The sequence below is a fragment of the Methylocystis sp. genome, from assembly GCF_051062815.1.
Taxonomy (GTDB): Bacteria; Pseudomonadota; Alphaproteobacteria; order Rhizobiales; family Beijerinckiaceae; genus Methylocystis.
Window position 1 is genome coordinate 1 of record NZ_JBPFDU010000049.1, and the last position, 17,483, is coordinate 17,483.

Below are 17,483 nucleotides of genomic sequence, written 5' to 3' on the forward strand. Positions count from 1 at the left end.
GCCGGTCAAGCCCTTTTGGCTGCGCTCGGTGACGACCGTCCTCGTCATCGCGGCGCATGTCATGGTCTTCGGCATACTCGCCTATTCGGCGAAGCCAACGGCCGTATCGCTCGACTCTGTCAGCATGGACCTCGTGCCGGAGGGCGACTTCTTCGAGCAGGAGGAAGTCGCCGAGGCCGACGACACGCCGCCGCCCGAAGCGGTCGAGGAGCCTGATATCGCGCTTCCGCCGCCGGTGGTGATGGCGCCCGACGCCGTGCCCTTGCCAGCCAAGAAGGAAGACGTCGACAAGGTCAAGAAGAAGGTCGAACAGCAACAGGTCCAGCGCGCGCAGCAACGTCAGGAGGCGCAGGCGCGTCGGCGCTACGGCGCGCCCGAGGGACAGGCCGGGAATTCGGGCGCATCGCAGGCGACATGTCTTGCCCATATCGCCGCAGCGCTTCGCCGGCATACGCCGGGCTCGACGAGCCTCGGGCCCGGCCACGCGCATGTGACGTTCCACGTCAACCCGGGCGGCGGTCTGTCGGGCGTCTCGGCGTCGGGATCCAGCCCGGCGCATGCGGCGCTCGCGCGACGGATCGTGTCCTCCGCGCGCGGCCCAGGCATGTGCAGCTCGGCCTTCGTGAGCCAGGCTTTCGCCTTCCATTGACGCGAACGGCGGCGGGCGCTCGCGCCCGCCGCCTAAGATCGTTCCGGCTATTGGGGGCATAATGAAGCTCGCGCGATTGCTTACCCTCGCCGCGGCGTTCGCCGCTTGCGCCGCGCATGCCAAGGACGCCAAGCCCGCGCCCTTGACGCCCGCGCCAGCGCGACCCGCAGCGCCAACCCAGAGCGCTACGCCGGCGCGCACCGCTGCGCCAAACGCCGCCGCGCCTGCCGCGACGGGGGGCGCAGCCACGCCCGCCGCCGCTCCGGTGATGTCGGAGAGCAAGTTCCTTGGCGCGCTCTACACGGCGATCGCCAAGCGAACGCCCGCGGAAAGTCCTGCCGGCGATGGCGAGGTGACGGCCAGCTTTCACGTCAACGCGCAGGGCAAGATCGACAAGGTGACGATCGACAAGACGACAAGTCCAGCGCTTTCAGAAACGGTGAAGAAGATCCTGTCGAGCGTCGAAGCGCCGCCGCCGCCGGGAGGATCGATGGACGTGGGACAAACGTTCAAGTTCCGCGGGACGCCGAAATGATCGGTCGCGCCATTCAAAACTTTCGGTCCGTGGCTGAAAGATTCATGCGCATGAGGCCTGCGCATTTTTAGAGAAGGAGAAGGAAATGCGGCATATTTCTCGACTGACATTGAGTCTTTCTGCATTGGCGTTCGCCTGCGCGCTAGGCGCGAGCGGACCGGCGCGCGCGCTCGACGAGGCGCAAAAGCCCAAGGCCGAAGACAGCGCCGAACCAAAGCGCGAAGACAGCAAGGATACGAAATCCGAGGAGAAGACCGAAAAGCGCGAGGAGAAGACCGACGCCGGGCGCGAACAGAAACCGAAGGCCGCGCGGGACGAGAAGGCCGAGAAGGCCGCCGATAAAAAGAAACATGCGGACAACAGCGCCTATCTGCGCAAGCTCGGTCAGCTCATCCGGGCGCGCTCGCCGGGCACGACAAGTCTCGGCGAAGGAAGCGCCGTCGTTCGCTTTCGTCTTGGCGCCTCGGGCGCGCCGAGCAACGTCACCCTCGTTTCCGCTTCGACGCCCCGCCACGGGCAATTGGCGCGCTCCATCGTCTCGGGCCTGCGGGCGCCGCCGCCGCCCGGCGGCTCCTACGACGGCGTGCAGAGTTTCAGATTTCACTAGCGCCGAGGCGCCGCCTTACGCCTGCCTCTAAAAGCGTCCGCCTTGGGCCGCAAACAGGAGAGAAGAATGAAGCGCATCGCCTTTGCCCTGCTCGCCGTTTGCGTCCCCGCCACGCTGACCGCGCAAGAAGCGCCGCGAGCGCCCTCAGACGCGGATAAGGCCGCGCCGCCGACTCACTCAACGACGCCGGCCGCGATGAGTCACCACCCCGCCGCCGCCTGCGCCGAGGCGAAGGTGGATTGCGCGGCGACCGCCGTTCCCGCCTTTGCGAAGGACGGACGACTGTGGGTCGCCTTTTCCGTCGGCAAGAGCGTTTACGCGGCCGCCTCTTCGGATAATGGCGCGACGTTCTCCGCGCCGACCGCCATCGCCACGGTCGGCGACGGCGTGATCGACGCGCATGGCGACGCGCGTCCAAAAATCGTCGCGCTCAAAGACGGGACGCTGCTCGCGACTTATACGACCCGGCCCGACAAGCAGATGATCGGCACGATCTTCACCGCCCGCTCGACCGACGGCGGCAAGACCTTTTCAACGCCGCAGGCGCTACTGAGCGAAGGCGGCCAGCGCTTCGACAGCATCGTCGTCAACCGCAAGGGGCGCATCTACGCCGGCTGGCTCGACAAGACTCATGCGCTCAAAGCCAAGGCCGAAGGCAAGGAGTTTCTCGGCAGCGGCGTCGCCTTCGCCTATTCGGACGACGGCGGCAAGACCTTCAAAGGCAAGTCGATCCTGATTGATCACGCCTGCGAATGCTGCCGCATGTCAGGCGCGCTCGATAAGGACGGAACGCCGGTTTTCGCCTGGCGACAGGTGCTAGATGGCAATGTTCGCGACCATATGGTCGCGAAGCTTTCCGCGGACGCCGCGCAAGCGACGGCAACGCGCGTTTCCGACGACGACTGGGCGATCAATAGCTGTCCGCATCACGGACCATCGATCGCGATCGACGCCGCCGGCGATTGGCATGTGGTCTGGTTCACCAAGGGCAAGAAGCGCCAGGGACTCTATTACGCGCGTAGCCTCGATGCGGGCAAAAGCTTCTCGGAGCCAGAGAAATTCGGCGACGACGCGCGCGCCGCCGGACATCCGACGCTGGTCGCGGCCAAGGGCCGCCTGTATCGCGTCTGGAAGGAGTTCGACGGAACGACGACGACGATCGCCATGCAAATGTCGCGCGACAACGGCAAGAGCTGGAGCGCGCCGCGCGTCATGGCGCAAACGTTGGACGCCTCCGACCATCCGGAACTCATCGCCCATAACGGCGCGGCCTATCTATCCTGGTTAACGCATAAGGAAGGCTATCGCCTGATGCCGCTGCCGCGAGACGAAAAAAGCGCAGCGGCGCCGCAGTGACGCCAAATCGGATGGGCGCTGCTTTGTCATTGGCGACGCGCGCGCCGCGCGTGATCGGCAATCCAGAGACGACCAGCGGCGCGCGCTCGATCACTCTCGATCCCTGGTCGAGCCTGCGGCCTGCCGGGAATGACAAGAACCAAAAAAATCGTCCAGTGGGACTTCGTCGAATGCGCCTCATGTCTCTCGCCCTCGCCTTCGCCCTCCTTGCAGGAGGAGGCGCCCTCGCCATGGACTTCAAGCCATACGGCCGAGGCGCGTTCGGGCAATTGACCAAGGCCCACGCCGGCAGGCCGCTCGTCGTGCATTTCTGGTCGGTGACCTGTCCGCCCTGCCTCGTGGAATTGCCGCAATGGGCGAAGATCGCCGCCGAGAAAAAGGGATTCGACATCGTCTTCGTCAACACCGACGGCGACGATGATCGCGCCCGCGCGGAGGCGCGCATCGAGAAGGTCGGGCTTTCGAGCGCGGATCACTACGGCTTCGCCGACGATTTTGTCGAAAAGCTCTATTTCGAAGCGGACAGCGCCTGGCGCGGAGAATTGCCCTTTACGGCGCTCGTCGCCCCGGACGGCGGCGTCGTGACGGTGACGGGCGCGGTCGACGATCCGCTGATCGTCGAATGGCTGGAGAAGCGCGTAGCCAAGTGAAGCGGCCGCTTACCAGCGGCCTCGCGCGTAAAGCACGCCGAGAACGATGAGAAGCGCCAGCAATTGCAGACCGACGCGCCAGCGCATCAGCTTCTGCGAGCGGGCCGGCGCGCCCTCGCCGCCGCGGAACATATTGATGAAGCCGGCGACGACGACAAGAATCACCGCCGCGACGGCGACGACGACCAATAGATTTGAAGAACTTGGCATGAGCGGCGCTTCTCCCTACCCGCTGCGCTGTAGAGAAGCGCGCGCCCGCCGGCAAGGCGTTTATCGCCGCAGCAGACGCTGCAGATAATCGAGTTCTTCCTGCGGGCGCTCAGGCTGACCGAGCCTGCGGCGCAGCTCTTCCTGCACGCGATGGGCGCGCTGCGCCGGCGGCAGGCCGAGCGGATCATATTTCCCATAGGCGTCGGGACGATTGCCGTCGCCGGGCGCCCGCCCGAGCGGATCGCGGCCCTTGCCGCGGCGCCCGCGCCTGCCCGGGCTCGCGCCCTCTTCTTCAGCGTTTTGGTCGCCATCGCCGCGCATTTGCTGCGCCAGCCTGTCGGCGCCCTTGCGCAACGCCTGCACCGCGCGCCCTTGCGCGTCGACCGCCCTGGCGCCGCCTTCGCCGGCCTTGCCGAGCGCGTCTTCCGCCTCCTTCATCGCGCGGCGCGCGTCGTCGAGCTCTTCGGCGGCTTCGACGCCGCCCTCGCGCAGCGCGTCCTGCTGGCGCTCAAGCCGCTCGCGAAGCGCCTGCTGGCGCTGGCGTTCGTCGCTGAGTTCCTCGTTCTGCGGCTGGCCCTTCTGACGATGGCCGCGCGCGCCGCGCGTCTCCATATCGCTCGGCGCATTCATCCCCTGGAACGTGTCGTCGCGCAATTGCTGCTCTTCGCGCGACAACTGATCGAGCTCGTTGAGCGCGCGCGCCATTTCGCGCCCGCGGCCGCGACGCTGGCCCGCGCCCTGCGCCGTCTGCACATTTTCGAGAATGTCCTGAAGTTCATCCAGGAGCCTTTGCGCTTGCGCCATGTCGCCCGACTTCAAGGCTCGGTTCATCTCGTCGAGCATCGCCTGCAACTCGTCCGGCGTGACGGTGTCGCCGCCCTCCTCCGACTCCTGGCGCGGCGAACCTTCCGGCGGCAATCGGCTGCCGAGCTGCTGGAGGAACTTATCGAGCGCGGCGCGAAGCTCCTCGGCGCGATTGGCGATTTCCTGCTCGCTGTCGCCGCGCGCGATCGCATCCTTCAATTCGCGCTCCGCCGCGCGCAGATCGCGCTCCGCTTGGGAGGTGTCGCCCTCCTCCAGGCCGAGCGCCATCGCCCACAGCATGTCACAGACGCCGCGCAATTCGTCGTCGCTGCGCGGACCCTCGAGACCGCGGCGCGCCTCGCGGAGTCCGAGATGGACGGCGGCAGGCGTATTGAAGGCTTCGGGCGCGATCGACAGCGCCTCGAGCGCCGCGCGGACGCTTGAGCGCGAATCCGGATCGAGCGCGAGGATGCGCCTCTGTTCGGCGAGCGCGCGCGCGAGCGGCTTGACGAAGCGGCGCTGCGGCAGAGTCACTTCAACCGATTCAGAAGCGCCTTCATTGTCCGCGGCGTCCTTGGCGACGAGGCGCATCGCGAGCTTCGCGCCGCCGAAAGGACTGTCGGCGAGATCGATTGTCGCCTTGGCCTCGCCCTGACCGCCGCCGCCGGGCGGCAAAGCGAGCGCAAGACGCGGCGGCTCGTAGAGCGCGCGCCGCGCGCTGGGCGGGCCGCTAAAGACCGCTTCGGCGCCGACGACGCCGTAATCGTCGGTGGCGCGGAACGCGAGCGTCATCGAGCCCCGAATATTGTTGCGCGGCTTTTCCGTCAGCGCGATGGTCGGCGGCTTGTCTGGAATCGCCGCGAGATCGAAACGCCGACCGTCGGAAAGCGAGACATGCGCCGCGCGAGAGAGTTTGAAGGCCTGCTCTTTCGACGAGCCCTTTTGCGCATCCTCGACGGCGGCCTGCGCGGCGACCAGCCCGCCGGAGACGGATACGCCAGAGTCTGGGGGGCGGATGCGCAGCGTCGAATTGACCGGCGCCTCGATGGGCGCGTCGCTCTCCTTTGCGAGCACGATCGGCGGGCGGCCGGTGTAGGCCGGCGGTTCGAGCCAGGCGTCGACGCGCGCGCTGGTCCCGAAGCTCGCGGAAGCCCGCCAGTCGAACGCGGCGGCGATCCGCGCGCGCTTTTCATCGCCCGCCGCGAATCCGGCGGCGACCGCCGCGACGAGCGCCAGCGCGCGCAGCGCATAGGGGTCGCGCTGAGGAACGCGCGGATTCGGCGCCTCGACAGGCGTCTGCGCCAGCGCCGTCTCCAGGCGCTGGCGATGCAACGCCCAGAGCGCCTCGACCCCCGCGTCGGCATTCGGACTGGCGAGCCGATCCTCGAGCGACGACGCGGGACGCAAGGCGGCGTCGGCGCTGCGGTCCAGCCGTTCGAGCGCGGCGGCGCGATGCGGCAAGCCGCGCGCCGATTCCCGAGCGACGACATAGAGCGCGGCGAAGCCGAAGAGCGCCACGCCGCCGATGCGCGCCTCGAGCGGCGCAGCCTGCCAAAGGCCCAGCCAGGACAGCGCCAGGAAGACGAGGACAATCGTGGCGAGCGCCAAGCCGGCCCGCCAGATGCGCTCGGCGAGGAGCGCCAGCGCCGACTGGCGCAGCATCCCCTCAAGACGCGGCGAGGTCTTTTTCCCCGAGGGCGCAGTCTGGTGCTGAAGCTCGTCCATTTACTCTCCGAGAGACGCGCCGGTGACAATGGCGGTTTCGTTACGGGCAGACAATCTTGGCCGTAGGAAAATGGTCAAATTCAGCGCATTGGCGCCTCAAGGCCATGGCGCGCTAACATGCCGAATGATCCGCAAACCCAAGGGTGACGTCACTGGCGACGTCATTTCGCCCCCGATCGGCGATCTCGCGCTGCTGCCCGCGCCCGTCGCCAGGATCCGCGACAAGATTCTCGCCGCTTGCGAGACTGGCGACGTCGAGGCGCTCCGCATTCCGATCGACTGGAATGAGACGCGCCCGCTGTTCGCCAAGAGCGGCGCATTCAAGGCCGGAACCGATCCGATCGAGATTTTGAAGACGCTTTCCTTCGATCGCAAGGGGCAAGAAACGATTTGGCTCATTCGCGCGATTTTTGCGCAGCCCTTCGTCAAGATCGTGCGCGGACCGACGACGCTCTATGAATGGCCGGCCTTCGCGCGCCATCCGCAGCAGCCCGCCAATGAGGACGAGGCGCGCGCAAGGTGGCGCTGCGTGCGTTTCGCCGATCTTATACGCTCAAATGCCGAAGGAAAGCCGCGCGCGACGCGCATCGGCATCGGGTCGGACGGCGTTTGGCACTACTTCTGGAGCGAAGACTGAGTTCGCCGAACCTGGGAGACGACGCGGCGGCAATCGCCGCGTCGGGATTGGAGAGGCCATTCGGCAGGCCGAACGGTGTCGGCTGTAGAGCGTCAGATTTCGCGTTCCTGCTCATGCGGCGCGGCGTGCGCGCGGCCCTCGTCTTCGGCGCGTTTCAATTCTTCCGCCTCGTCGCCTTCGATCGCCTGTTCGGCGTCCTTCGCCGCTTTGTCGACCTTGCCGCTTTCGACGAATTTCCTCGTCGCCTCGTTATATTGTTTGGCGGCGGTGCGGCTGCCTTCGCCTTCGTTCTCCGGCTGTACGTCTTTCTGCGCGGTCATCGCGTTCTCCTGTCGCTTTCCGCAGCGACGGCTTCGCGCTAGCTGGCGCGCCGTTCATTGCGTTTGCGTGTTTCGGCGGCCTTCTTGGCGGACGCCGAGCGTTCTGCAGCAGGACGCGACGCGGAAGCTTCGCCGCCGATCTTGCCGCCCTTGCGCGCCGCCGGATTGCCCGTCTTGGCGCCGCGGCCGGACCCCGATTTCTTGCCGCCGCCGTCGTCCTTGTTGACGGTCGCCCAGGCGCGGCGCTCGGCTTCTTTCTCGGACACGCCGCGTTTCTCGTAGCCTTCCTCGATGTGCTCGGCCTTGCGTTTCTGCTTGTCGGTATAGGCCGACTTGTCTCCCTGCGGCATGGCTGATCTCCTTTTGCGCGCAATTGGGAATGAGCGACTAACCGCGCGCGACGCCGCAATGTTCCGGGCATTCGCGCAAACTTTGCAAAGGAGCCTAGAGAGCGTTCCAGAAGCGCATCGGCGCGCCTTGCGACGACGTTACGAGTTCGCCCTCCCACATGACCTTGGCGCCGCGCACAAAGGTCCCGACCGGCCAGCCAACGACGTCCTTGCCGTCATAGGGCGTCCAGCCGACGCGCGAGGCGATCCAGGAATTGCGGATCGTCTCGCGCCGCTTCATGTCGACGATGGTGAGATCGGCGTCGTAGCCCACCGCGGCGCGCCCCTTGCCGGCGATGCCGAAGAGCCGCGCCGGACCCGCGCTCGTCAGGTCGACGAAACGCTGCAGGGTCAATCGACCGGCGTTGACGTGATCGAGCAGCAGAGGAACGAGCGTCTGCACGCCTGTCATGCCCGACGGGCTATTGGGATAAGGCTTGGCCTTCTCTTCGAGCGTGTGGGGCGCATGGTCGGAGCCGAGCACGTCGACGACGCCTTGCGCGACGCCGCGCCAGAGCGCTTCGCGGTGGCGCGCCTCGCGCACCGGCGGATTCATCTGCGCCAGCGTGCCGATCCGCGCATAGTCGCTCGCGTCCATCGTCAAATGATGCGGGGTCACTTCGACGCTGGCGATGTCCTTATGTTCGGCGAGCAGCGCGATCTCTTCTTCGGTCGTCACGTGCAGCACATGCACGAGCGCGCCCTTGTCGCGCGCGATATGCATGAGCCGACGCGTCGCGCGCACCGCCGTCTCGACGTCGCGCCAGACCGGATGCGACGACGGATCGCCGGCGATGCGCAGGGACTTGCGCAGATTCAGCCGGTCTTCGTCTTCGCTGTGAAAGGCGGCGCGCCGGCGCGTATGCGACAGCACGTCGGCGACGCCGGCGTCGTCGGCGATGAGCAGCGAGCCGGTCGAGGAGCCCATGAACACTTTGATCCCGGCCGCGCCGGGAAGCCGCTCCAACTCGCTCAGATGCGCGGCGTTCTCATGCGTGCCGCCGACCCAGAAGGCGAAATCGCAATGCATGCGCCCGCTTGCGCGCGCCACCTTGTCGGCCAGCTCCGCTTCGCCCGTCGTCAGCGGATTGGTGTTGGGCATGTCGAAGACGCCGACGACGCCACCCAGAACCGCGCCGCGCGATCCCGATTCAAGGTCTTCCTTATGCGGCGCGCCGGGCTCGCGGAAATGCACCTGCGTGTCGATGACGCCGGGCAAAATATGCAGGCCGCGACAGTCGATCGTCTCACCGGCCGAGGCGCGAGACAGATCGCCGATCTCGGCGATCTTGCCGTCGCGAAGACCGACGTCGCGCGCGCCCTCGCCGTCCTGATTGACGAGCGCGCCGCCGGAGAAGATGACGTCGAAAACCTGCGGCATGAGTGGCGCCTCGCTTGCGATGTCGTCGCGGGGTGGAGTTTTGTTGCTAATGCGCCAAAGGCGCGCGAGACTCAAGCAGCTGGCGGCGGAGGCGGACGAGAGACATGACCACGGCGATCCTGCTCGATGACCGCGCCATCATCGAGGTTGCGGGCGAAGACGCGGGCAAGTTCCTGCATAATCTGGTGACCAACGACGTCGCCTCGCTCAAGCCCGGAGAGGCGCGCTACGCCGCGCTGCTGACGCCGCAGGGCAAGATTTTGTTTGATTTTCTGGTCTTTGCCGCGGGCGAAGGAGGCTATCTGCTCGACTGCCCGCTCGCTCTCGCCGCCGATCTCGAAAAACGTCTGAACATCTACAAGCTGCGTTCGAAAGTGACGGTGACGAACCGCAGCGGCGAATTTGACGCGATCGCTTTTCCCGACTCGACCGAAGCGCCGAAGGTCGAGGCCGTCGCCATCGCCGCCGATCCGCGCGGCCCGCTTGGATTCCGCGCCATCGCGGCAAAAGGCAAGATACCGACGGAGGACGGGCGGAGCGCCTACGAGGCCCGGCGCATCCATGCCGGCGTGCCGCTCGGCGGCGTCGATTTCGACTATGGCGCGACCTTTCCGCACGAAGCCAACATGGATTTGCTCGCGGGGATCGACTTCAAGAAGGGCTGCTATGTCGGGCAGGAAGTGGTGTCGCGGATGAAGCATCGCGGCCTGGTGCGCAAGCGGGTCACGAAATATCGCGCGCAAGGCGGCGCGCCCGCGCCGGGCGAAACGATCCGCGCCGGCGACGTTGAAATCGGCGTCACCGGCTCGCGCCTTCATGAAGAGGGTCTCGCCTTGATCCGTCTCGACCGTCTCGGCGACGCCTTGGCGGCAGGCGCGACGCCCATGGCGGCAGGCGCGGATTTGTCTTTTGAGACCCCAGATAAGCCGCCGCCATAAAGATGCGACGGAAGCCGGTTCAGTGCAGCGAATGAGGCGCCATCACGCTTTCCCGAGCTTGGTCTTCTCGGATGCTTTCCTGCGGAGGGAGTGTGCGTACCAGCCTGCGCCGAGAGCCAGCGCCACGCCGGTGGCGATGGCGACTGCGGTCCAATCGCGCAGAAACTCTTGGCCGACCGAGAAGGTGAAACGTGCGTTGTATTCCTTGCGGCCATCCGGGCTCCGCGCCCGCACCAGGGCGACGAAGTCTCCCTTTCGCTTAAAGTCGTGGTCGAGCTGGATGACCCCGCTCCGGAACTGCGCGGGCGGGAGATAGGCTTCGTTCGGCGCCGCGTCTTCGTCCCCCTTCGGATCCGCCTCGACGATGCGGATCTCCACCGTCATGTCCCGCAACTCGTCCTGCAACGTGTCGATCACCATCGTCGTCGGACCCGTTTCGGGAATGTCCTCGCAGAACTGGCTTCTAGATTGCGTCGGCTGGTAGAAGCTGAAGGTAATGACGTCCGGCCCCATCTGAGCCGAGCATTCCCGAACTTTCTGGAACGCCTTGGCGGAATCCCTGCGCACCGCTTGCGCGTCCGCGCCGGCGATCAAGCCGATCGCCGCGAGGAGAATGAAGAAGAGCCTAATTCTGAACATGTCTCCGCCCGGCTTCGACAGCGTGTTTCGAAAATCGAGAATGCCGCATTTTTGGGCCTGCCGTCCATCGCCTCCCGCCGCGGAAGGCGACGAGAGGCGATAAAATGAATTCGATCCTGGGAGATTTTCGCATTCCTCCCGCGCCGCGCCGTCGTTCGTCAGGAGGTCCGAACGCCGCCGCGGCGCGAGCATCTTGAGCCTTACGCGCCCGTCAGCAGTTCGACGCCTTCTTTGCCGATGACGCGATGGATGTTCAGCAGGAGCTGGACCACGACTCCGAACACGCCGAGCGCCATCCAGCCGAAGAACACGAAGCCCCAATGCAGCGGCGCAACGAACAGCTCCTCCATGAACCAGAAGGTGTGGCCCCATTCGTTCAGGCCAACGTTCGGAATAATCATGAAGGGTCCGATCGAGACGATCAGATAGGCAATCGAATAGCCCTTCGCGAAGTAGGGAATTCGCGTCTTCGCATGGAAGTAGCGACCGATCGCCAGAATCGAATAGATCGGGTAACTCATATAGAACATCGATGATGTGCGACGGCGTGAAGTCCGTGTCGCGTATCACCGTCATGTGCCAGGTGCCGTCCTGCTCCGTGAAGAAGGACGCGCCCCAATAGATCGCCGCCGCATAGACCACGAGCCATGCGGCATTATCCACGATGGCCTTCATTTCCTGCCGCGGCGTGACGGTCGACATGTCGCGAACGCGCGTCTTCCAGAGCCAGCCGGCGAGGCCGAATCGGACAGCGACAGCGCTGTTTCACAGGGAGGCTCCGACCTGGACGCAAGGCGGGCGTTTTGCAGTGATGCTGCGCCCGAGCGCTTAAGTGACGCGCCAATTATTTTTGGCGCGCTTGGACCCATCTCCGGTAGGCGCTTGGCGTCATACCTGAATATCGAGAAAACGCGCGACGAAAACTGGCTTCGTCAGCATAGCCAGCGCTCGCCGCCAAGCGCTTCACGGTGTGCGCCGTCGTTTCGAGCTGGGTTCTCGCGGCTTCGAAACGAATCCGTTCGATGAAGTGCTTCGGCGTCTCGCCTGATGCGCGCTGGAGATAGCGGTGCAGTGTTCGAACCGAAGCGCCGAGCGCACGCGCGAGGCCTAGCACGGTCAGGAGCGTCGCCCGCCTGCCGAATAATGTGTTCAGCCTTCAATAGAAACGGATCGGACGCAGCCAAATGACCAAGTGGAACGTAGTTAAATTGCGTTGACGGGACCGTGTCGACGACCGTGAAGTCGGCGGCGACCTTGGCGGCGGAAGCGCCATAAAACGTACGTATCACATGAAGACAAAGGTCTATCCACGACAGAGGGCCTCCAGCCGTGACGACGCGGCTATCCTCGATCAGTGAAGCGCCCCACAGAGCGTCGGCGCGTGGATACCGATCTCTCAATTCATCGTGTCGCCACCAGGTTGTCGTGCAGCGTCGACCATCGAGGAGGCCCGCTTCGCCAAGCAAAAATACGCCGCTGCACGAGCCGCATACCAGTGCGCCGAGCGCATGTTGGCGCCGCAACCATGCGGCCGCAGCGTCGATCGACGCTCTGCCGAGGAAGCGATCACCGTCGTCACAAAGGTAGCCAGGAACAATGACGGCGCTCGCTGGGATCGCTGTAATGCTCCTGTCCACTTCCAGTCGACGACCGCTACTGTCCTGGATTGGCTGTCCATCAAAACTTGCGGTGGAGACGCTGATCGGCTCGCGATTTTCGTCCTTGGAAATCGTAAGCCAACTTAACTTCAGCATGTCCACGGCGCCGATCAAACCGGCGCCCAGGCAGCCGTCGTAACCGAGGACGATAACTTCCATGGTCGAGCCCGTTGCAGCCCGAAGCTGCGCCAGCGGCCCGTCCCTCCTCAGCGGCAGTTACTGCGGACGAGTTCAGGGGCGGCCGGGAGTTTATCGGCGAGAACGTCTATCTTCTCGATCGACGGCGGTTTGGCAAGGAGCTCCGGCGCTTTCGCCATCAGCGCTTTCGCGACCTCGCCGGAAAGATGCGCCGCGCGGCCCTCTTCGTCGGGAAAAACGTCGAAGATGGCGAAGGTGGAGGGCCCTGTGCGAACCGCAAACCAAGCGGTCGTGTCGGGCTCGGCCTCGACCAGTTCCAAAGCGCCGATTAAAAACTGCGCCAGCTGCATTTCTTTTCCGGGTTGCGCCTCCAGCGTCACAAACAATCCAACCTTGGTCATCGCCTTACTCCCGCTGGTTGCGCGCCTCTTTGCCGCCCAAACGCTTGTAGGCGACAAAAAACTCTCTGAAGGAAAAAGCCGTAATCAATCCCGCCGTCGCGAGACTGGCGGCGAGGAGAAAGCTGTTGCCGCCCACGCCCGCCGATTCATCGGCGATCGCATCGCTTGCGACGTAATAGGCGCATGCCCAGACGACGACGATCCAGATCAAGACGCCCGCCGCATACAAGGCGTCAACATTGATCCACTGGCTTCTGGCGTGTTGTTGTGACGCTTTGACCATCGCAACCTCCGCAGATGAAAGACGGGAACTGGCGTGGCGCCATCCTGTGTTTCAACGCCTTTCGGCGCAGCACGCCAGTTCTGCCAAAAACGGTGCAGAATGCGCCACTGCGAACTCGGGTCTGGAGCTAGGGTTTGAATTCTTTCGAGATATTGCAGCCCGGGAGGAGGCCTACGAAGGATGGAGCCTATTCTCTGGCGTCACTGCAATTCAGCGCTGTCAAAATTCCTTGAATTAATGGCTCTGCTGTCGCAGAGCGCTAAAACGCAAAAAAGCCCGCGCGAAGCGGGCTTTCAAAGACCGACGAAGCAGCAAGGATCAGCGAACCAAAGTATCCAGCGCGACGTCCATAGCGCGGACGAGCGCCATATTGCCGAAGAGAATCACCGCAATCGCGAGCGCGACGTAAAGCACGTCGGTCACCGCAAGATGTCCAGCCGTATGCTCGGCGAGGTCCCGTTCAGTCGGCTGCACGTCCATCTTATCTTCCTTCCAGCGTAAAAATATATCGTACTGGTGGCTTTTCGCACAAAGCCCGCCTGCTTAATGTGCGGAAACACACAAGTGATGCTCAACGCTTCAGCCGCCGATTGGTTGCCTTAATAAACCCACAAAGATTGAAATTTTGTGACATTCGACCTCAAACTTCACGGCCAAGCGATACGCGTCCGCGACACGCTGCGACGCGGCCCGGCTTTCGTTTCGGCGGAAAAGCTCTATAAGTTCAGGGCTCGAACCGGCTGCAGGCTCATGCTTAGAACGGCCGGGCAAGGGTGGACAGCGCCTCAGAGCGAAAGTAAGGGAAGGGCCACACGTGAGCGGAAGCCTGAACATCAGCGGCCGCACGACCGAAAGCGTCAACGCTCTCGCGGGCGCGCTGGTCGACCGTCTCGTCGCCGGCGCGGCGAAATATCGGATCGCCGTCGAGCGCGGCAGTCTCGGCGAATTGCTGATCGACGCCGGCGCCAAGGTCCCGGGCGGCATTGAGGCGGGCCTGCTGCTGACCGAGATTTGCATGGGCGGACTTGGGCGCGTCACCCTCTCACACGCGCCGGCCGCGCCCAAATGGCCGTTTTGGCTGACCGTGACCAGCGCCGATCCCGTCGTCGCCTGTCTCGCCAGCCAATACGCCGGCTGGAGCCTGAGCCACGAAAAATTCTTCGCTCTCGGGTCGGGGCCAGGGCGCGCCCAGGCGCGGGCCGAAAAGCTGTTCGACGAACTGTCGTATCGCGATCTCGCCGACCGCGTCACCATCGTCCTCGAAAGCGGCTCTCCGCCGCCCAAGGAGGTCGTCGAGAAGGTCGCCTCGCGCTCGGGCGTGACGCCGGACAAAGTCGCCTTCATTTATGCGCCGACGCAGTCGCTCGCCGGCGGCGTTCAGGTGGTCGGCCGGGTGCTCGAAGTCGCCTTGCACAAGGCGCATGAGCTGCATTTTCCGCTCGACGACATTATCGACGGCGTCGCGACGGCGCCGCTCTCGCCGCCCCACCCCGACTTCGTGCAGGCGATGGGCCGCACCAATGACGCGATCATTTACGCCGGGCGCGCGCATCTTTTCGTGAAAGGCTCGGCGGCCGCCGCCAAGGAGCTGGCCGAGAAGCTGCCGAGCGACACCTCGCGCGACTATGGCCGGCCGTTCGCTGAAATCTTCAAGGCGTATAAGGGCGACTTCTATAAGATCGACGGGAGCCTGTTTTCGCCGGCCGAAGCGCTGGTGACGGCGGTCGAGACCGGCGAAACCTTCCGCGCCGGCGAGATCAATCTGGCGCTGCTGGATAAATCGTTTGGCGGGTGATCGCCGGGGCGTTGTTTGACTGCGTTCGACCTGCTCGATAGATCCGGACCCCTTGCTCCTCTCAGCCAGGATAGAGGGCCGCCGCCGCGCGTGGCGGTCTTCACCGACAAGCTCGACTGGCATGTGATCCGCACGCTCCGCGCCTTGCGCAGGCAGGGCGCAACGGCCGTCGCGGTGCGGCTCTCCGCCTGCAAGATCGAGACGGGCCGCGCCCAGGGCCTCATCATCCCCGGATTTCGCGATCCGCCCGATCTTGTCATCGTTCGCGCCATCGGCGACGGGTCGCTTGAAGCGATCACCATGCGGCTCGGGGTCCTGCACGCCCTGGAGGCGCTCGGCGTCCCTGTCGTCAACAGCGCGCGCGCGATCGAACGCTGCACCGATAAGTCCATGGCGAGCTTTCTTCTGGCGCAGGCCGGATTGCCCGCGCCTGAGACTTTCGCCGCGCAGAGTCTCGCGCAGGCGCGCGCCATTGCGCGGCGTGAATGCGCCAAGGGTCCACTCGTGATGAAGCCGCTCTTCGGGGCGCAGGGCTGGGGACTGCGATTGATCGAGCGCGAAGGCGATTTGCCGTCGCTTCAGGACGCGCGCGGCGTGTTCTATCTGCAGCGCTTCGTCGGTCCGGCGCGGCCGCCATTCGAAGATATGCGCATTCTCGTTTCAGGCGGCGAAACCATCGCCGCCATGCGCCGGCGCTCGAGCCATTGGATCACCAATGTGCGGCAGGGCGCGAAGCCGCTCGCCGTCGAGCCGTCGGCGCGGGAGGCGGAAATCGCCGTCGGCGCCGCCAGCGCGCTCGGCGTCGAGTTCGCGGGCGTCGACATCATCAATGACGACCGCGGCGCGCCACTTATTCTTGAGGTCAACAGCATGGCGGGCTGGAGCGGACTGCAGCGGGTGACGCCCTTCTCAATCGCCGACAGAGTCGCCGCCGACGCGCTCGCGCAGATGACGCGCGCGCGACTTCGCGGCTGACGTGGCGACGTTCGCGGCCAACCCCCAAGAGATCGCGGCCGCCTTCATCGCCGCCTGCGAAGCGGAGCTGCAGGCGCCCAAGCCCGGCAACGTCCATGTTTTCGCCGACGGCCATGGCATGACCACGGCGGATTTCCTCGCCAGCGCCGAGGCCGCCGCCCCCTTCATCAGCGCGGAGCGATCGACCGTCGGCGCCCGCATCGCCGGCGCGATCGAGGCGACGCGGGCGCGGGTCGGACAGAACACCAATCTCGGCATCGTCCTGCTCTGCGCGCCGCTGGCGCAGGCCGCCGCGACGGCGCAAAGCGCCGATCTGCGCCGGGAGACCGGGCGCGTCCTGCAGGGTCTCGACATAAACGACGCCGACGCCGCGTTTCGCGCCATCGCCCTCGCGCGACCGGCGGGACTTGGAGATGCGCCGCAGCACGACGTCCATGCGCCGGCGCAAACGACTCTCCTCGAAGCGATGCGCGCCGCCGCCGACCGCGACCGCATCGCCTGGCAATACGCCAATGGCTTCGCCGATATTTTCGATCTTGGCCTTACGACGCTCGGGGAGGCGCGCGCGCGAAGCGCCGATGCGGCGCTTGGAACGCTCGCCGTCTATGCGGCCTTTCTCGCGGCTTTTCCGGACAGCCATATTGCGCGCAAACATGGGGCCGCCGCCGAGGCGGTCCGCGGCGAGGCGGCGCGTTTTGAAAAGAGTCTCAAGAACGCCAAAAGCCGCGAGGCGGCGTTCGAACTGGCGTTGGACTTCGATCGCGCGCTGAAGCAGCGCGGGTTGAATCCCGGCACAAGCGCCGATCTGACCGTCGCGGTTCTTTTCGCCGATTATCTTGGGGCCATCTTGGCAAGGCCGCGCAAAAATGGTTGAGTCCGCCGCGCGCGGGATGGACTCGCGGCTATCTGACCACCGGTCCGATCGGGCTTTTTTCGCTCGGCGCCGAAGAGGGGATAGAGGCGCTCGGGACCGAATGGCGCGCGCGATCATGAGGAATTCTGGGAGGAACACATGGCTTTAATCAACAAGATGCTGGTCGGCGAGTCGCTGGTTGGCGACGGCAATGAAGTTGCGCATATCGACCTGATCATGGGTCCGCGCGGCTCGGCGGCCGAACTCGCCTTCGCCAATGCGCTCGTCAACAACAAGGACGGCTTCACGACGCTGCTCGCCGTCGTCGCGCCGAACCTGCTGTGCAAGCCCAACACGATCCTCTTCAACAAGGTGACGATCAAGGGCGCCAAGCAGGCCGTGCAGATGTTCGGCCCGGCGCAGCATGGCGTCGCCAAGGCGGTCGCGGATTCGGTCGCCGAGGGCGTGATCCCGATGGATGAGGCCGACGACATCTTCATTGCGGTCGGCGTGTTCATTCACTGGGACGCTTCGGACGAC

General features: G+C 65.1%; 21 protein-coding genes and 2 pseudogenes. 11 read left to right on the forward strand and 12 right to left on the reverse strand.

Annotated features, from left to right (window positions below):
* The 5 genes from ACR65W_RS07655 to ACR65W_RS07675 form a co-directional block, all read left to right on the forward strand.
* The coding region (locus ACR65W_RS07655) for an energy transducer TonB (RefSeq protein ID WP_434502492.1) at positions 1-649 on the forward strand (649 nt) is incomplete at its 5' end.
* Positions 650-710: 61 nt separating this feature from the next.
* Complete coding sequence (locus ACR65W_RS07660; RefSeq protein ID WP_434498954.1) at positions 711-1,184, forward strand: energy transducer TonB family protein; 474 nt, start codon at positions 711-713, stop codon at positions 1,182-1,184.
* An 85-nt stretch (positions 1,185-1,269) separates the two neighbouring features.
* Entirely contained in the window at positions 1,270-1,791 is a 522-nt protein-coding gene (locus ACR65W_RS07665) for a hypothetical protein (protein WP_434498956.1), read from the forward strand.
* Positions 1,792-1,857: 66 nt separating this feature from the next.
* Complete coding sequence (locus ACR65W_RS07670) at positions 1,858-3,147, forward strand: sialidase family protein (RefSeq protein ID WP_434498957.1); 1,290 nt, start codon at positions 1,858-1,860, stop codon at positions 3,145-3,147.
* The gene (locus tag ACR65W_RS07675) at positions 3,144-3,797 is read left to right on the forward strand and encodes a TlpA family protein disulfide reductase (protein ID WP_434498958.1); all 654 of its coding nucleotides are present in this window, start codon (positions 3,144-3,146) and stop codon (positions 3,795-3,797) included. The genes ACR65W_RS07670 and ACR65W_RS07675 overlap by 4 nt, the downstream gene beginning before the upstream one ends.
* Before the next feature lie 9 nt (positions 3,798-3,806).
* Here ACR65W_RS07675 and ACR65W_RS07680 read toward each other — a convergent pair whose 3' ends face one another.
* Positions 3,807-4,007 carry a twin transmembrane helix small protein gene (locus ACR65W_RS07680; protein ID WP_123176941.1) on the reverse strand — a complete coding sequence of 67 codons (201 nt, stop codon included), beginning with the start codon at positions 4,005-4,007 and terminating at the stop codon, positions 3,807-3,809.
* 60 nt (positions 4,008-4,067) lie between these two features.
* Positions 4,068-6,536: a TIGR02302 family protein gene (locus ACR65W_RS07685; protein WP_434498959.1), complete on the reverse strand. Its 2,469-nt coding sequence runs from the start codon at positions 6,534-6,536 to the stop codon at positions 4,068-4,070.
* Between the two features lie 124 nt (positions 6,537-6,660).
* Between ACR65W_RS07685 and ACR65W_RS07690 the strand changes: the two genes are divergently transcribed.
* Positions 6,661-7,173 carry a hypothetical protein gene (locus ACR65W_RS07690; RefSeq protein WP_434498961.1) on the forward strand — a complete coding sequence of 171 codons (513 nt, stop codon included), beginning with the start codon at positions 6,661-6,663 and terminating at the stop codon, positions 7,171-7,173.
* A gap of 92 nt (positions 7,174-7,265) precedes the next feature.
* On the opposite strand, the gene ACR65W_RS07695 is transcribed toward ACR65W_RS07690, so the two are convergent.
* The 3 genes from ACR65W_RS07695 to ACR65W_RS07705 all read right to left on the reverse strand — a co-directional run bounded on the left by ACR65W_RS07695 (position 7,266) and on the right by ACR65W_RS07705 (position 9,263).
* Positions 7,266-7,493, reverse strand: coding sequence for a hypothetical protein (locus ACR65W_RS07695; RefSeq protein WP_434498962.1), 228 nt, complete (start codon positions 7,491-7,493; stop codon positions 7,266-7,268).
* Positions 7,494-7,531: 38 nt separating this feature from the next.
* Complete coding sequence (locus ACR65W_RS07700) at positions 7,532-7,843, reverse strand: plasmid stabilization protein (protein ID WP_434498963.1); 312 nt, start codon at positions 7,841-7,843, stop codon at positions 7,532-7,534.
* 94 nt (positions 7,844-7,937) lie between these two features.
* The gene (locus ACR65W_RS07705) at positions 7,938-9,263 is read right to left on the reverse strand and encodes a dihydroorotase (RefSeq protein WP_434498964.1); all 1,326 of its coding nucleotides are present in this window, start codon (positions 9,261-9,263) and stop codon (positions 7,938-7,940) included.
* Between the two features lie 104 nt (positions 9,264-9,367).
* Between ACR65W_RS07705 and ACR65W_RS07710 the strand changes: the two genes are divergently transcribed.
* Complete coding sequence (locus ACR65W_RS07710) at positions 9,368-10,201, forward strand: YgfZ/GcvT domain-containing protein (protein ID WP_434498965.1); 834 nt, start codon at positions 9,368-9,370, stop codon at positions 10,199-10,201.
* A 42-nt stretch (positions 10,202-10,243) separates the two neighbouring features.
* Here the strand turns inward: ACR65W_RS07710 and ACR65W_RS07715 are convergent, their stop codons facing one another.
* The 7 genes and pseudogenes from ACR65W_RS07715 to ACR65W_RS07745 form a co-directional block, all read right to left on the reverse strand.
* Entirely contained in the window at positions 10,244-10,795 is a 552-nt protein-coding gene (locus ACR65W_RS07715) for a hypothetical protein (RefSeq protein WP_434498966.1), read from the reverse strand.
* 245 nt (positions 10,796-11,040) lie between these two features.
* Positions 11,041-11,581, reverse strand: a pseudogene (locus ACR65W_RS07720) (methane monooxygenase/ammonia monooxygenase subunit C); the annotation flags it as partial.
* Between the two features lie 103 nt (positions 11,582-11,684).
* Positions 11,685-11,954, reverse strand: coding sequence for a helix-turn-helix domain-containing protein (locus tag ACR65W_RS07725; protein ID WP_434498967.1), 270 nt, complete (start codon positions 11,952-11,954; stop codon positions 11,685-11,687).
* A 226-nt stretch (positions 11,955-12,180) separates the two neighbouring features.
* Positions 12,181-12,657 (reverse strand): annotated as a pseudogene (locus tag ACR65W_RS07730) (DJ-1/PfpI family protein); the annotation flags it as partial.
* A gap of 47 nt (positions 12,658-12,704) precedes the next feature.
* Positions 12,705-13,037, reverse strand: coding sequence for a putative quinol monooxygenase (locus tag ACR65W_RS07735; protein ID WP_434498968.1), 333 nt, complete (start codon positions 13,035-13,037; stop codon positions 12,705-12,707).
* Between the two features lie 4 nt (positions 13,038-13,041).
* On the reverse strand, positions 13,042-13,320 hold the full coding sequence (locus ACR65W_RS07740; RefSeq protein WP_434498969.1) for a hypothetical protein: 279 nt from the start codon (positions 13,318-13,320) through the stop codon (positions 13,042-13,044).
* A gap of 318 nt (positions 13,321-13,638) precedes the next feature.
* Entirely contained in the window at positions 13,639-13,800 is a 162-nt protein-coding gene (locus ACR65W_RS07745; protein WP_434498970.1) for a hypothetical protein, read from the reverse strand.
* Between the two features lie 334 nt (positions 13,801-14,134).
* Between ACR65W_RS07745 and mch the strand changes: the two genes are divergently transcribed.
* The 4 genes from mch to fae all read left to right on the forward strand — a co-directional run.
* A complete protein-coding gene (gene mch, locus ACR65W_RS07750; RefSeq protein ID WP_434498971.1) occupies positions 14,135-15,115 on the forward strand; it encodes a methenyltetrahydromethanopterin cyclohydrolase in 981 nt (326 codons plus the stop codon).
* A 90-nt stretch (positions 15,116-15,205) separates the two neighbouring features.
* Positions 15,206-16,090, forward strand: a complete 885-nt coding sequence (locus ACR65W_RS07755; RefSeq protein ID WP_434498972.1) for an ATP-grasp domain-containing protein — start codon at positions 15,206-15,208, stop codon at positions 16,088-16,090.
* 1 nt (position 16,091) lies between these two features.
* Positions 16,092-16,964, forward strand: coding sequence for a triphosphoribosyl-dephospho-CoA synthase (locus ACR65W_RS07760; RefSeq protein WP_434498973.1), 873 nt, complete (start codon positions 16,092-16,094; stop codon positions 16,962-16,964).
* A 138-nt stretch (positions 16,965-17,102) separates the two neighbouring features.
* Positions 17,103-17,483 (forward strand): formaldehyde-activating enzyme (fae, locus tag ACR65W_RS07765; RefSeq protein ID WP_434502287.1); only part of this gene is annotated, 381 nt, incomplete at its 3' end.